Below are 15,093 nucleotides of genomic sequence, written 5' to 3'. Positions count from 1 at the left end.
GATGCAGGCAATGGCAGCGCACCAGCAGGGAAGCGCAGACGCGCAAGAGGCTTCCCTTCTCCCACCGGGAGAAGGTGCCCGAAGGGCGGATGAGGGCCGGTCAGCACGCAAATCCTCCAGCGCTGCAGCAGACCAGAGTCACTTCCGACGTTGTTCACCAACGCCGGGAACTTCACACAACAGTTCCGTCCGTTTCATCCCCCTCTTGCAGCCCTGCCGATAGCATCGCGCCACCGTTCATCACGATCGGGTGCGTTGGACCACAGGCGTGCCCGGCAGGAGATCTCCATGCGCGCAGCCATCCACACCCAGTTCGGCGACCCGGCCAAGGTGCTCGAACTCGGTCAACGGCCTACTCCGCACCCCGGCAAGGGCCAGGTGCGCATCGCCATGCGTCGCTCGCCGATCCACAACCACGACCTGTGGACGGTGCGCGGCAATTACGGCTATAAGCCCGAGCTTCCCGCGATCGGCGGCAGCGAAGCGGCGGGCGTGATCGACGCACTCGGCGAAGGCGTCCAAGGCCTGCAGACCGGCCAGCGCGTGGTCGCCGCCGGCGTGCACGAGAGCTGGGCGGAATTCTTCCTGGCCGACGCCTCCGGCGTCGTCCCGCTGCCCGACGCACTCGACGATGACCGCGGCTGCCAGTTGATCGCCATGCCGCTGAGCGCCCTCATGCTGATCGAATCCTTGCACGTCAAAAAAGGCGACTGGATCGTGCAGAACACCGCCAACGGCGCGGTCGGCAAGACCGTGGCCATGCTCGCCGCCACACGCGGCATCAACGTGATCAACCTGGTGCGCCGCGACGCCGGCGCGGACGAGCTGAAAGCGCTCGGCATCGGCAACGCAATCTCCACCGCGCAAGCAGGCTGGCAGGACAAGGCGCGCGCGCTGGCCGGCGAGGCACCGATCGTGCGCGCAATCGACTCTGTCGCCGGCAGCGCAGCCGGCGACCTGATGGGGCTGCTTGCCGAGGGCGGCGAGCTGATCTCGTTCGGCTCGATGACCGGCGAGCCGCTGCAGATTTCCAGCGGCGATGTGATCTTCAAGCAGGCCAGCGTGCGCGGCTTCTGGGGCAGCAAGGTCATGGCCGCCACCAAGCCCGAGGACAAGCGCCGCATGATCGGCGAACTGCTCAAGGCCGCCGTCGATGGCAGCCTGGCCCTGCCGGTGGAAGCGGTATTCGATCTGGAAGACGCGGCGAAAGCGGCAGCGGCAAGCGCCGAACCGGGCCGCCGCGGCAAGATCCTGCTACGCGCAGGTTGAGGACGGTGGCTCGGGTCGTCTTACGACAATCGGCGCCTGACGCGCAAAAACGGTGAGGCGCTTGCACGTCCGCTGACGCGAACAAGCGCCCGGATCCGTTGCCCAGATCGGCCGAAGAGATCGACAATTCTCCAAGGCCGGCATATCAAGCCCCTGTTCCTTCGGGGCGAAGCGGCATAGCTTGCGCGCCACTGGCGCGCGTGCCTTGGAGCGCCCGCGTCGCAAGACGTGGGCCGGGGCGCGCAGCGGGGGTTGGGGTAAGGGTGCGGCCCAAGCGACCAACGCGACACGCCTCAAGCCGGCGCCATGCCGACAAACCCCTGCCTGCGTCACCAACTGACTCAACTGCCTGTCACCGCGACGTTGATATCCACGACCGCAAAGCAAACCCAGGCGGCCGCACGCACCAACCTCACGCCGGCTCGTCAGGCACCAGCTCCATTTCCAGCCGCGTGATGCAGTCCTTGAGATGCAGCTTGCGCTTCTTCAGGCGCTTCATCTGCAGCTCGTCCTCCATGTTGGCGGGCACGCGCTGGATCTCCTCGTCCAACGCGCGGTGGGCGCGTCGCAACTCGGCGATCTGCTCGGCGATCTCGGCGGGTGAGAGAGTTTCCACGGCTCCGAGCATACACAACCACGGGCCGGCCGCGTCACCTGTGCTTGCCAAGCCGCCCGGGGCTGCGACAATGCCTGCGCGCCGTTGGGGAAACGGCGGCGCGCCTCACCTCATCATTGCCGCGCGGCCATGGCCGTCGAGAAAGGAGTCTTTACGATGCGTTTGCGTTCTTCCCTGCTGGCCCTGAGCCTGCTCACCGCCGCCAACCTGGCCAGCGCCGCCGACGTCGCCAAGTACGACGGCTTTTTGTGCTGCAACCTGCGCACCGACGGCAGTTGGATCAGCGATAGCAACTACGCCGAAGACGGCAAGCGCATGCTTCCCGTAGGCACCCCGGTCAGCGTCACCGGCTTCGGTCGCAACCGCGTCAACCTCAAGATCGCCGGCGAAAAGCAGTCCATCGGCAACGATTACAGCCGCGACCTGGACAACACCGCCTTCGCCGCCCGCTATGTCGTCACCGCCGACCCCAAGCTCAAGCTGGCCACCTTCCCGCCCAAGATCCGCCAGGCCATCAATGACGGCAAGCTCACCGGCGGCATGACCCGCGAACAGGTGCTGATGGCCGTCGGCTACCCGATCAGCAGCGAAAACCCGAATCTGGACGCCTCGCTGTGGCGCTACTGGCGCGACAGCTTCTCCGAGTACCAGGCGCAGTTCGGCCCCAGCGGCAAGCTGGTCAAGGTGACGGCTGATCCGCAGTTGATGAATCTGGTTTGGGTGCCGTGAATTGCCCGAGGTGGTCGCACATCGTACGGCCATCTGCGTAGTGGGTTCATTGCCTGAGCAGGCACCTCGAACACCGGGAGACGGTAGGCTCCAGCAGCCGAGGTCTGGATCCTGGCGACACGCGATCAGAGCGCACAATCAGCGCCAGCGCTCTTCCCTGGCCACGGGCCGCCAAAGACCGAAGCTCACATGCAACGACATCCGGACCTGTATCCCAACGACGATAATGGCAACACCCTCTGGCACATTGCCCAGCAAGGCGTAAACCTGTCGAAGCCGCGCGAGATTGCGTTCTCCGTGGTCTTCCCCACGAAGGAGTCGGCCTTGGAGTTCTCGGTGATGCTGCTGCGCTTCGAGCAAAAGGTGCGTTGCTGCCACTATCCGGAAAACACCGCGTTTCCGATGGACGTGACGGTATATCCGACCATGGTGCCGTCGCACAAGGCGATTTCGGCATTCGAGGAGGAGCTGGCCGTGGAGGCCAAGCCCCTGGGTGGCCTGAATGACGGCTGGGAGTTTTCCGTGGATGACAAGGACGCCTGACGCAGCCCGTGTTCGAGCTCAGCGATGCAGTCACTGCATCGCTGAGCTCGTTGCACCCTTACCGCGTTACCGCGTTACCGCGTTACCGCTGCGACTGCGGTACGCGGCGCAGCTGCGACACGTCATAGCCCATTGCGGCGATACGTTGGACAGCCTGCTGATAGTCGGCATCGGAGACCTGCGGGGTACGCGCCATGTACCAGACGTAATCGCGCTTGCTGCGCGCCACGATGGTCTGCGCATACGCCGCATCCCGCCAGGCGATCACGTACTCGGCCTTGAACGGCCAGAAGAACTGCATGCTCCACAGCGCACCATTGCCTTCCTTCGCCACTTGGCCGATCGGGTGCATGGACTTGAGCGGCGCCTGGAAGCTGCCCTTGCGGTAGGTGAAGGTGGTCTGGATGCGGCCGTCCGGCCGCAGCGCATAGCGCTCCACGGCATCGTAGGCCTTGCGCTCGGGCCGGGTGGGAATGTGCGCGATGACGTACCAGTCGCCCATGAAGCGCGGCACGTCGACGCTGTCTGCGCGGGGCAGGGCGGCACGCGGCTCGCTCCCACTTGCACTCCCGTAGACCGCTAGCGTCAGCAACAACAGCATCGAACCACCTCGCATGGCAACCTCCACCAGAAAGAACCCGTAGATAGACCTACGGCGTTGCTGTGCGTCCGGATGCAACCCCATGCGATGCAGTTCCGGACTGGGTGCACGCTGGCGTGGTGTGCCAGCGGCACGACCGTAACGCTCGACATGTCATGGCGGCGTTGAAGCGCCAGGCCGACGCCTTGTGCATGCCAGGAAACGCGCGATCACGGAGCGGTGAGCGCCGGGTCGACGATCAGCCGCAACAAGGATTACGACGCGCTTTGAAAGCGCAGCGGTGGCAGGACGTGTCGTTCAGCGCCGGCGGTCGAGCCATGACGGGCTGGTTTGAGTTCCGGCAGGCGGTAGCCCGACGGCATTCACCAGGGCGATACCGCGTCTTCCCCATATGGATGAATCGTCGCGATCCTTCCATCCGCGTCGTGTTCCAGCGGTGCCATCTTGATGCTGCGCAGATGCGTTTGCCCGCCCGACAGCACGGCGTCGTGATAGAACAGGTACCACTGGCCGTTGAACAGGCAGATGGAGTGATGTGTGGTCCAGCCGACCACCGGTGCGAGCAGCACGCCCTGGTAGGCGAATGGCCCGTACGGGGTATCGCTGGTGGCGTAGCAGATGCGGTGGGTATCGCCGGTGGAGTAGGACAGGTAATAGCGGCCGGCGTGGTGGTGGACCCAGGGGCCTTCGAAGAAGCGGCGGGCATGGTCGCCGGCACGTAATGGTGTGCCGTGTTCGTCGAGGATGATGATCTCGCGGGTGGGTTCGGCCAGTTGCGTCATGTCCTCGTGCAGGCGGGCGACGCGCGGGCCGAGTGCGGGCGCGTCGTCGCCCGGTTCCTGATGGTCCGGCGCATAGACGTTGTCGCGGTAGTGCTGCAGTTGGCCGCCCCAGATGCCGCCGAAGTACAGGTAATGCGCGCCGTCGTGGTCGGCAAATACCGCCGGGTCGATCGAGTAGGTGCCGGCGATAGGTTCGGCTGCGGCGACGAACGGGCCTTGCGGGCCATCGCCGACCGCCACGCCGATCTGGAAGATGCCGTCGGCCCGCTTGGCCGGAAAATACAGATAGGTCTTGCCGTCGCGCTGCGCGGCATCCGGTGCCCACATCTGGCGCTGTGCCCAGGGCACGTCGCGCACGTGCAGCACTTGCCCCAGGTCTTCCACCGGTGCACCGGGATGGGCCATGCGCAAGACGTGGTAGTCGGCCATGTCGAAGTGCGAGCCGTCGTCGCTGAAGGCAACGCCGGCATCGATGTCGTGCGAGGGGTAGATGTACAACGCGCCGTCGAACACGTGTGCGGAAGGGTCGGCGGTATAGAGGTGGGTGACCAGCGGTGCGGAAATGGCGGTGCGCGCCAGCGCCTGCAGTGCAGCGGTGTGCAGTTCATCGGACATGCGCGTACCTGTGCATGAGGTGGGAGGGAGAGGGCGTCAACTGCTGGCGAGCGCGGCGCTGCGTCGGCGCAGGCCCAGCTCGTGTTCGATGCGGGTTTCCAGCGGCTTGTCGATCTCGTACAGCGCCAGCAACGCGGTGCCGAGCAGGAACGGGATGGACGCATACACGCTGATGGCCAGGCGAATGCCGTTGGTCACGGCATCGCTTTGCAGCGGCAGGGCGGCGTCGTAGCCATAGAACGCCAGGATGCCGGCGACCAGCGCGCCGCCGACGCTCAGGCCGATCTTCAGGCCGCACAACATCGCCGAGAAGATGATCGCGGTGGCACGGCGGTGGTTCTTCCATTCCGAGTAGTCGGCCACGTCGGCGATCATCGCCCACAGCAGCGGGATGGTGATGCCGTAGAAGAACCCGTGCAGCACGTAGGAGCCGAATACCCAGCCGGTCGCGCTCGGCGGGTACAGGTAGAACGCCAGCAGGAACAGCGTGGAGATCAGCAGCGCGCCACCGAACACGTTGCGCTTGCCGTAGCGGTCGGCCAGCCGCTTGGAAAAGCCGATGCCCACGATCATCGCCAGGATGCCGCCGGCGCTGAACACGCTGAAGGCCGAGGTGGGTGCGTCCTGCGGCCATTGCAGCGCGCTCAGGCCGGCGCCGGTAAGCATGCTGTTGATTGCAGCAATGAAGCGGTTGAAGCCGGCGTTGTCGAGGAACAGCGTCAATGCGTTCGCGTCGAGGGTGTACTTGAAGTAGTAGATGTACATCCCGCCCTTCATGGCGAGATTGATGAAGACCAGGATGGTCAGCGCCAGCATCACCAGCCAGGGTTGGTTGCGGACCAGATCGGTGAGGTCCTGGCGCACGCTGCTGCGTTGTTCGCTGATCGGCAGCACGCGCTCGCGCGTGGTGAAAAAGGTGATCAGAAAGCACAGCGTGCCGACGGCGGCGAACAGCGCCATGGTGTTGCGAAAGCCCTGTGCCTTGTCGCCATTGCCCAGGATCAGCACCAGCGGCAGCAACAACACCTGGATGATGAACTGTGCAAACGTCACCGCCAGGAAGCGGTAGGCCGACAAGCTGTTGCGCTGCTCCATGCTGCCGGTGAGCACACCGCTCAAGGCCGAGTACGGCAGGTTGTTGGCCACATACACCAGCATCAGCAGCGTGTAGGTGGCGAAGGCGTAGGCGATCTTGCCCTGCTCGCCGAGTGCGGGCGTGCTGAATGCGGCCAGCGACAAGGCACCGAACGGCAATGCCGTCCACAGGATCCACGGGCGGAACTTACCCCAGCGCGTGCGGGTGCGGTCGGCCAGGATGCCGATGATGGGCGTGAACACGAACGCGCCGAGCATGCCCACCACGAAGATCAGGGTGGCGGCCACACTCGCCGGGATGCGGAACACATCGGTGTAGAAGAACGCCAGGAAGGTGACCAGGGTCTGGAAGATCAGGTTGGCCGCCAGGTCGCCCAGGCTGTAGCCGATCTTTTCGCGCAAGGAGAGCTGTTGTGAGCGATCGTTCATGAGGTGGGGCGGGCTCAGGGAGTGCTGCGGAAAACGCCGCGGCGCGCGCCAGGCTGCCGGTCGCGATGGGAGGTGATCGCGACCGGCGAACACAGCACTCAAAAGGTACCGCGGATGCCGAGCATGACCGTGCGCCCGGGCTCGTACAGATCGTAGGTGGCGTTGGGCCAGGCGTAGGTGGTGCGCAATGGCTCGTCGGTGAGGTTGGTGACGTTGAGGGTGATCTGCGGCTTGGACGGCAGCGACTCCAGGGTGTAGCTGGCAGACAGATCCAGCTGCCCGCGCGCATCGGCGTTGAGGCGCGCGTAGGGAATGCCGTTCTGGTTGGCGCCGGAGATCACCATGTCGTCGTTCCAGGTGTAGGACAGGCGCACCGAAGCGGCGTCCTTTTCCCAGTACACGGTGCCGTTCCACAGGTTCGGCGCCACACCGACCGCCACTGCGGGAACGCCTTCGCCTTCGGAGGATTGGGTGACATGGGTGTAGTTCACGCTGAAGCCCAGGCCGTCGACCAGCTTGTCCAGCGGCTGCACCCAGATCGCCTCGGTGCCGCGGATGTTGAGTACGCCGTCGGCATTGACCTGGGTCTGTACATCCACGCTGGCGGCGTTGGGGCCGCCGCGCTGGTCCAGGCCGGCCTGCTGGATCGGCAGCAGGCTGTCGTAGGGCACGCCCAGGTCGTTGAAGGGAATACGCCGTACGCCATTGACGGTGAAGCCGCTGATGCGCTTGTTGAACAACGTCAGGCCCACATAGCCTTCGCCGCCGGTGTACCACTCGCCACCGAAATCCACGTTGGTGGACAGATACGGCGCCAGGTTCGGATTGCCCTGGGTGGCGGTCTGCGCGGAGGGGTCGCTGAAGTTGGTGTTGGGCAGCATCGCGCTGGGGTCGGGCCGGGTCAGCGTGCGCGAGCTGGACAGGCGCAGCACCACGTTGTCGGCCACATCCCAGGCGGCGTTGAACGAAGGCAGGGTTTCCTTGTAGTCCGAATCCAGCACCTGGATGCGGCGGATGCCGTTGATGGTGACCGGGCCGGTGATGGTCTGGTCGGTGGTCACGTAGCGCACGCCGGCGTTGAAGCGCAGCGTGCGGTTCCACACTTCGGTTTCCGCGTTGGTTTCGATATAGAAGCCCAGGTTCTTTTCGCGGATGCCGCCGGCCGAGGCGCCGGTGTTGGCGGAGTTGGTCTCCGGTGCGGAATCGCGCAGCGCGTAGTAATTGGTGTCGCCCAGGAAGCGGTTGAAATCGGCGGTGATGAAGCCGTCCGGACCGGGCTTTAGATACGTGGCCAGCACCGAACTCGGCACGGCCGAACCGGGGCCGCCGTTGCACACGTTGCCACCGCCGCCACGGCAGACCACCTGCTCCCAGGCGATGCTGTTGTCGAAGCCGCGGATGGTGCGCTCGGCCTGGTCGTAGGCGGCGCCGATCTTGAGGTTGCGCTTGTCTTCGCCGAACTGCAGGTCGGCCCGTGCGCCACGCGTTTCGGTGATGCGTTTTTCGTTCTGGATATTCACCCGTCCGCCGGTCCAGCCCCAACCCAGGTTGGGGTCGTTGAGATCGAGCGGGCTACTGATCGAGGGGCGGTCGCCGCCTTCGTTGCGATAGTCCACGGTGGTGAACGGCGAGGTGACCAGGATGCTGGGCGACTCGCGTGCCAGCCAGCTGCGCGTGGCGTTGGCCTGCACGTTGAGCTTGATGTCCTGGTTCTCGCCGAACAGCAGTTCTGCACCGGGATTGACGCTCCAGAACTTGACCTCTTCCCGGTACGGGCGCGCTTCCAGAAAGTACTGCGCGTTGGCGAAGGTGGCGCTGGTGACCACGTTGTTCTGGTCCAGCTGCATCCCGAGCGGGATCATGTTGCCGTTGCGGCCGATCAGATTCATGCTGATCCGTTGGGTGGTGCGCTTGGCTTCCGAATACAGCGTGTCCAGGTAGAAATGCATGCTGTCGGACGGGCGCCATTCCAGCGACATCACCGAGGCATCGCGGTCGCGATCGCCATTCATGTAGACGCTGCGGCCCAGCCGCGGAATCAGCGCGTCGCTGATCTGGTCGATGCTCAGGCCCGGGTTGCGCGCCAGCAGCCAGGCCGCATCGATGGTCTCGCCGGTGGTCAGGCCGCTGCCGGCGGTGGCCGGCACGCGGTCGGGAATGCGCCAGTTGCCGCCGCCATTGACGTTGCACGCGGCCGGTTGATTGGTGGCCGGGGTGCCGGCAGGCGGGGTGAGGCCGCATTGGGTGTAGGTGAGGCCGGGGTTGGTCCAGCCCACGCTTTCGAAGCCGCGCACGCCGAGCTTGCCGCGCACCGAGGCCACGCCCAGCAATGCGCCGAAGGTGCCTTGCTCGTTGGTCCAGCTGCCCATGAAGGCGCCGCGCGGGGTGGTCTTTTCGCTGGTGCTGTTCCAGTCCGCCTGGGCCTGATAGGTGAAGTGCACGCCGGGGCGATCGAACGGACGCGCGCTACGCATATCCACCACGCCGGAGACGCCGCCTTCGAGCATGCTGGCGGTGGGCGTCTTGCTGACGGTGAGCTGGGTGAAGAACTCGGTGGGAAACAGGTTCAGATCGACTTCGCGGTTCTGGTTCTGCGCGTTCAGGCCGATCGAGGCGGTGGCGATGCTGGCGCCGTTGAGCGTGGTCTTGGTGAAGCTGGTGCCCAGGCCGCGGATGGCGATGTTGAGGCCCTCGCCATTGACGTCGCGCGAGAGCTGCACGCCGGGGATGCGGTTGAGCGACTCGGCGATGTTCATGTCCGGAAACTTGCCGATGTCCTCGGCAAACACGGTGTCGGCAAAGCCCACCGAGTCGCGCTTGGCGTCGGTGGAAAACTGGATGCTGCGCCGGTAGCCGGAGACGGTGACGGTGTCGAGCTGGGTCACCGCATCGCCGCTGGCAGCGGCGCCCGCTGGCGGTTGTGCGGAGGAGGCGCTGTCGGCGTCGCTGGACTGCGCCCAGGCGGCGGTGCTGGTCATGCCCAGCAGGATGGACCCCAACGCGCAGGACAACGCGGTTTGTGCGTAGCTGTTCTTCACCGTAATCCCTTCCCTAACAGGTGAGCAGATGTCCCACGCATCGCCCCTGCGCAGGGAGTGCCGCTGCCGATAGCGGCGCGGCGATGGTGCGATGGGGGAGACGGGCGATCAGCAGTGGCCGATGTTAGCGCTACCAAATTCAGAACATCACGCTGCAGGGCAGCATAGGCGACGGAAGGCATCGCAGCAGGTGCGAGAGAGGTGCTGATCGAAACCGTGGCGGCTGTAAATGGCACACTGGCGTGCTGCACTGCGCGATGGTTTTTGCCCAGCGGCGTGGTAATGGTAGCGCTATCACCGGTGGCGCAAGGCCACCTTCGTGCAGGTGCAGTGCTCGATGAATCGAACCGAAGGAAACGCCAACCAGGGGCCGGGCCACACGCGACACGTGGCAGCGCATTGCAGTGGCTGTTGCGCAATTGCCCAGCGCAGGCTGCCTCCAGCAGCGCTATGGCGCCCGCGCACATGAGCGAGTTGCCGCAAGCGGCTGCACCTGCCGGCACGCTGGCACGCCTGGGCCGCATGCGTTGGCGCGTCTGCGCACTGCTGCTTGCCGCCACCACCATCAACTACGTCGACCGCCAGGTGCTGGGCGTGCTGGCGCCGTTTCTGCAGACGCAGATCGGCTGGAACGAGATCCAGTACGGCTATATCGTTACCGCATTCCAGGCCGCCTACGCGCTGGGCCTGCTGTGCAGCGGTGCGGTGATCGACCGCTTCGGCACGCGCGTCGGTTACGCGCTGGCGATCGGCATCTGGAGCCTGGCGGCAATGGGGCATGCGCTGGCCACCAGCGTGGTGGGCTTTGCGATTGCGCGCTTCTTCCTGGGGCTGGGCGAGTCCGGCAACTTCCCCGCTGCACTGAAGACGGTGGCCGAGTGGTTCCCGCGTCGCGAGCGCGCACTGGCCACCGGCATCTTCAATTCCGGCTCCAACATCGGTGCGATCGTCGCGCCGTTGCTGGTGCCGCTGATCGCCACCGCCTGGGGCTGGCAGGCGGCATTCCTGTTCACCGGCGTGCTCAGCGCCACCTGGCTGCTGGTGTGGTGGCTCAGCTATCACCCGCCCGAGCAGCAACCCGGCCTGTCGGCGGCAGAGCTGGCGCATATCCGCAGCGATGCGCACGAGCCGGTGCAGCGGCGGCTGTCGTGGTTGCAGGTGCTGCGGCACCGGCAGGCCTGGGCGTTCGTGCTGGGCAAGTTCATCACCGACCCGATCTGGTGGTTCTTCCTGTTCTGGCTGCCCAAGTTCCTGCATGCCGAATACGGCTTGAGCCTGTTGCAACTGGGCGCGCCATTGATCGTGATCTTCGTGCTGGCCGACATCGGCAGCATTGCCGGCGGCTGGGTCGCCGGGCGCTTCATCGCCCGCGGCTGGAGCGTCAACCGCGCGCGCAAGAGCGCAATGCTGATCTGCGCAATTTCGGTGGTGCCGATCGTGTTCGCTGCACGCGCCGATAACCTGTGGCTGGCGGTGGGCCTGATCGGCCTGGCCACCGCTGCGCACCAGGGGTGGTCGGCCAATCTGTTCACGCTGCCGTCGGACATGTTTCCACGCCACGCGGTCGCCACCGTGGTCGGCATCGGCGGCTTTGCCGGCGCGGTCGGCGGCATGCTGATCGCCACCTTCATCGGGTTCCTGCTGCAGGCCACCGGCAGCTATGTGCCGGTGTTCCTGATGGCAGGCTCGGCGTATCTGCTGGCGCTGGCGGTGGTGCACATGCTGGTGCCACGCTTGGCGCCGGCGCAGCTGCCGGCAGATGCCGCACCGACAGCCAATGCATCTTCCTGAGGGGATCATCATGCAATTACGCACACTGGCAATCGGGCTGTTGTTGGCGGCGAACGTCGCAACGCTTGCGCAGGCCGCGCCGCTGGCTTCCGGCGCGCCCAAGTTCCTGGGCAGCGCCTACAGTCCGCAACAGGCGCCGGGATTTGCGCAGTACTGGAACAAGCTCACGCCGGAAAACAGCGGCAAGTGGGGCAGCGTGGAAGCGGTGCGCGACCAGATGGACTGGAGCGGGCTGGATACCGCCTACAAGCTGGTCAAGGCCAACGGCATGCCGTTCCAGATGCATGTAATGGTGTGGGGCAATCAGCAGCCGGAGTGGATCACGTCGTTGCGACCGGCCGAGCAGCGCCGCGAGATCGAGCAGTGGTTTGCCGCGGTGGCGCAGCGCTATCCGGAGATCGACCTGCTGGAAGTGGTCAACGAGCCGCTCAACGACCCGCCCAGCAAGGACGACACCGGTGGCGGCAACTACCTGCAGGCCTTGGGCGGCGACGGCGCCAGCGGTTGGGAATGGGTGCTGCAGTCGTTCCGGCTGGCACGCCAGCACTTTCCGCGTGCGCGGCTGATGATCAACGACTACAGCATCACCAACAGCCCCCAGGCCACGCAGAAGTACCTGCAGATCGTGCAGTTGCTGCAGCGCGAGCAGCTGGTCGATGCGATCGGCGTGCAGGAGCATGCCTTCGAAACCACACCGAATGTGGCGATGTCGATGCATCACGACAATCTCGATGCACTGGCCGCGACCGGCTTGCCGATCTACATCACCGAGTTCGACCTGGACGGGCCCGCCGATGCGCAGCAGCTGGCCGCCTACCAACGCGTGTTTCCGGTGTTCTGGGAGCATCCCGGCGTGCGTGGCATCACGCTGTGGGGCTTTCGCCCCGGCCTGTGGCGCGACACGGAAGCGGCCTATCTGATTCGCGCCGATGGCACCGAGCGGCCGGCGTTGACCTGGCTGCGCGATTACGTTGCCAGCCACGGAGCGGCGCGGTGATCCCGGTGCCCTGCCTTTTTCCTGCCCGTCCGGCGACCGACTGATGGCTACCTCCACCCCGCTGACCCTGCACGACGACCGCCTGCTGCCCGCCGACCCCGGCACCCGTGCGATCGCCCGCCGCCTGTACGCGCAGATCGCCGCGTTGCCGATCATCAGCCCGCACGGCCATACCGATCCGGCATGGTTCGCTACCGACGCGCCGTTCGCCGATGCCACCGCGTTGCTGCTGGTGCCGGACCACTACGTGTTCCGCATGCTCTACAGCCAGGGTATCGCACTGGATGCCTTGGGGATTCCGCGTGCGGATGGATCGCGCGCGGCGGTGGACCCGCGCGCGGCGTGGCGCGTGTTCGCCGCGCACTACCACCTGCTGCGGGGCACGCCCTCTGCGTTATGGCTCAATCATGTGTTTCATGACGTGTTCGATCTGCGCATCCGGCTGGATGCCGGCACTACCGATCATTACTACGACCACATCACCGCTGCGCTGCAGACGCCGGCATTCCGCCCGCGTGCGCTGTTCGAGCGCTTCAACATCGAGGTGATTGCCACCACCGAGTCGCCGCTGGACACGCTGTAGCACCACGCGTCCATTGCCGACAGCGGCTGGAAGGGGCGCGTGCTCACCGCATATCGCCCGGACCCGGTGGTCGACCCCGAACACGAGCAATTCGCCGCTGCGCTGCAGCAGTTCGGCGCGCTCACCGGCGAGGATGTGCTGAGCTGGCAAGGCTATCTGCGCGCGCATCGGCAACGGCGTGCGTTCTTTGCCGCACATGGCGCCACCTCGACCGACCACGGCCACCCCAGCGCGGCCACCGCAGACCTGTCGCCAGCCGAGGCGCAGCGCCTGTTCGACACCGTGGTGCGTGGTGCCGCCACACCGGCGCAGGCCGAGCTGTTCCGCGCGCAGGTGCTGACCGAGATGGCGGCGATGAGCCTGGACGATGGCCTGGTGATGCAGCTGCACCCGGGCTGCTACCGCAACCACAACCGGCAGTTGTTCCAGACCTTCGGGCGCGACAAGGGCGCCGATATTCCGATGCGCACCGACTACGTGCACGCGCTCAAACCCTTGCTGGACCGGTTCGGCAACGACCCGCGCCTGCGCCTGATCGTGTTTACGCTGGACGAAACCAGCTACAGCCGCGAACTGGCGCCACTGGCCGGGCATTACCCGTCGCTGCTGCTGGGGCCGGCCTGGTGGTTCCATGACGCGCCGGAAGGCATGTGGCGTTTTCGCGAGCAAACCCTGGCCAGCGCCGGCTTCTACAACACCGTGGGCTTCAACGACGATACGCGCGCGTTTCTGTCGATCCCCGCGCGGCACGATGTGGCGCGGCGCGTCGATAGCGCGTTTTTGGCCAAGCTGGTGGCCGAGCATCGGCTGGAGGAAGACGAAGCGGTCGAGGTGGCGATCGATCTGGGCTACCGCCTGCCCAAGCAGGCCTACAAGCTGTAATTGCGCAGCACGCACATCGCCGCTGCATCGCGCGCCGCGCGTACCCCGCAGGAGCGGGATGGCGTGGCTTTCTGGCAGCACGGCCACTGCGTGGTCGCGCGAACGGCTTGCGCCGTCCGCATGGTGTCGCACACGGGGTAGAACGATCGCGCCGCCCTGCGTGTGAGGCAGGCCATGCGCCGAGGTCATGGCCGCGTGGGAAGCGACGATCCAACAGCAAGCGCCATCGATGGAGGGCTGCTTCCGTTCGGCGTTCCCGAACATGGGTTGGGAGGCGAGGCGTTGCGCGCCGCCACCGACGTTCGTGTCGGTGCCGCCGGCCGCCACCAAGGGCAATGGACGTGCCACCGCCGCCCAGACCGAAAGCACCGAAGGCACCTCCACGGTCGGTAACGGCAAAGACTGCGCTGCAGGCACGGGCAGTGACACGCGCTCTACAGTGGGCTCGTTCCTAGCGTGAGCGGCGTGATCACCGGTGTGGCCGATTATTCGTCGCAGATCAACACCGACATCGCCAGCAATCCCGCCACCTGCTCGCAGTTCGGTTATTCCTCATGCCAGACCTGGGAGCAGTTCATCTACTCCACCGACAGCGACGGCGATGCCAGCGATGGCCGCACTCCGGTCGTCTTCATCCAGGACTGGTTCTTCGCTGGCAGTGCCTCGCAATACAACTCGGTCGGCTGCCCATCGGGCTGGCACGCCTATCCTGAAAATGCGCTCACGCCCGAGAACGTGATGAAGGCCGAAGTGATCGCACCGCGTCGTGGCGTGCTCGATTTCGCTGCCGCCGATGCATTCGTGGCTTACGCACAAGGTCACCGGCAGTTCGTGGTCGGCCACACCCTGGTTTGACATAACCAGACACCGGAGTGGTTCTTCGTCGATGCGCAAGGCAGGCCCAATACGTCGGAGGCACAGCTGGAGCGCATGCGCGCGTGGGGCGTCAGCGATGGCATGTCGTGGAAAAACGATTACCCGGTGCCTGGCCGCACCAATTATCCATTGCTGCTTGATCGTAATCACCAGCCTAACAGGCTGCTGAAATACCAGCCGCGACGCGAGGCGCAACCAGCGGAATTTTCCAGTACATGTCAGAAGTGGCGAACAATTGACCATGCAG

General features: G+C 65.5%; 10 protein-coding genes and 2 pseudogenes. 7 read left to right on the top strand and 5 right to left on the bottom strand.

Features of this window, described 5'->3' with window-relative positions; all coding sequences use genetic code 11:
- The first annotated feature begins 288 nt into the window (after positions 1–288).
- Entirely contained in the window at positions 289–1,269 is a 981-nt protein-coding gene (locus XarbCFBP7408_RS18490) for a zinc-binding dehydrogenase (RefSeq protein WP_104564220.1), read from the top strand.
- Between the two features lie 412 nt (positions 1,270–1,681).
- On the opposite strand, the gene XarbCFBP7408_RS18485 is transcribed toward XarbCFBP7408_RS18490, so the two are convergent.
- Entirely contained in the window at positions 1,682–1,885 is a 204-nt protein-coding gene (locus tag XarbCFBP7408_RS18485; protein ID WP_039513143.1) for a YdcH family protein, read from the bottom strand.
- A 156-nt stretch (positions 1,886–2,041) separates the two neighbouring features.
- On the opposite strand from XarbCFBP7408_RS18485, the gene XarbCFBP7408_RS18480 reads away from it, so the two are divergent.
- Together XarbCFBP7408_RS18480 and XarbCFBP7408_RS18475 are read left to right on the top strand one after the other, a co-directional pair.
- Positions 2,042–2,614: a hypothetical protein gene (locus XarbCFBP7408_RS18480; RefSeq protein ID WP_104564200.1), complete on the top strand. Its 573-nt coding sequence runs from the start codon at positions 2,042–2,044 to the stop codon at positions 2,612–2,614.
- Between the two features lie 189 nt (positions 2,615–2,803).
- On the top strand, positions 2,804–3,157 hold the full coding sequence (locus tag XarbCFBP7408_RS18475; protein WP_104564199.1) for a ribonuclease E inhibitor RraB: 354 nt from the start codon (positions 2,804–2,806) through the stop codon (positions 3,155–3,157).
- Positions 3,158–3,239: 82 nt separating this feature from the next.
- On the opposite strand, the gene XarbCFBP7408_RS18470 is transcribed toward XarbCFBP7408_RS18475, so the two are convergent.
- From XarbCFBP7408_RS18470 to XarbCFBP7408_RS18455, 4 genes are all read right to left on the bottom strand, one after another.
- Positions 3,240–3,773, bottom strand: coding sequence for a lipocalin family protein (locus XarbCFBP7408_RS18470; protein ID WP_104564198.1), 534 nt, complete (start codon positions 3,771–3,773; stop codon positions 3,240–3,242).
- A 347-nt stretch (positions 3,774–4,120) separates the two neighbouring features.
- A complete protein-coding gene (locus tag XarbCFBP7408_RS18465) occupies positions 4,121–5,155 on the bottom strand; it encodes a glycoside hydrolase family 43 protein (RefSeq protein WP_104564197.1) in 1,035 nt (344 codons plus the stop codon).
- A 36-nt stretch (positions 5,156–5,191) separates the two neighbouring features.
- Entirely contained in the window at positions 5,192–6,679 is a 1,488-nt protein-coding gene (locus XarbCFBP7408_RS18460) for an MFS transporter (protein WP_104564196.1), read from the bottom strand.
- 98 nt (positions 6,680–6,777) lie between these two features.
- A complete protein-coding gene (locus XarbCFBP7408_RS18455; protein WP_181106876.1) occupies positions 6,778–9,717 on the bottom strand; it encodes a TonB-dependent receptor in 2,940 nt (979 codons plus the stop codon).
- A 282-nt stretch (positions 9,718–9,999) separates the two neighbouring features.
- Here XarbCFBP7408_RS18455 and XarbCFBP7408_RS18450 point away from each other — a divergent pair, with 282 nt between their 5' ends.
- The 4 genes and pseudogenes from XarbCFBP7408_RS18450 to XarbCFBP7408_RS23435 all read left to right on the top strand — a co-directional run.
- Positions 10,000–11,508 carry an MFS transporter gene (locus XarbCFBP7408_RS18450; protein WP_104564195.1) on the top strand — a complete coding sequence of 503 codons (1,509 nt, stop codon included), beginning with the start codon at positions 10,000–10,002 and terminating at the stop codon, positions 11,506–11,508.
- Positions 11,509–11,518: 10 nt separating this feature from the next.
- The gene (locus XarbCFBP7408_RS18445; RefSeq protein ID WP_104564194.1) at positions 11,519–12,505 is read left to right on the top strand and encodes an endo-1,4-beta-xylanase; all 987 of its coding nucleotides are present in this window, start codon (positions 11,519–11,521) and stop codon (positions 12,503–12,505) included.
- A gap of 43 nt (positions 12,506–12,548) precedes the next feature.
- Positions 12,549–13,970: pseudogene (gene uxaC, locus XarbCFBP7408_RS18440) on the top strand (glucuronate isomerase).
- A gap of 714 nt (positions 13,971–14,684) precedes the next feature.
- Positions 14,685–14,909: pseudogene (locus XarbCFBP7408_RS23435) on the top strand (endo-1,4-beta-xylanase); the annotation flags it as partial.
- Positions 14,910–15,093 lie beyond the last annotated feature (184 nt).

Source organism: Xanthomonas arboricola pv. guizotiae (assembly GCF_002940205.1).
GTDB classification, from domain to species: domain Bacteria; phylum Pseudomonadota; class Gammaproteobacteria; order Xanthomonadales; family Xanthomonadaceae; genus Xanthomonas; species Xanthomonas arboricola_C.
The sequence above is the reverse complement of the archived record's forward strand: the minus strand, read 5'-3'. Positions and strand labels throughout refer to the sequence as shown.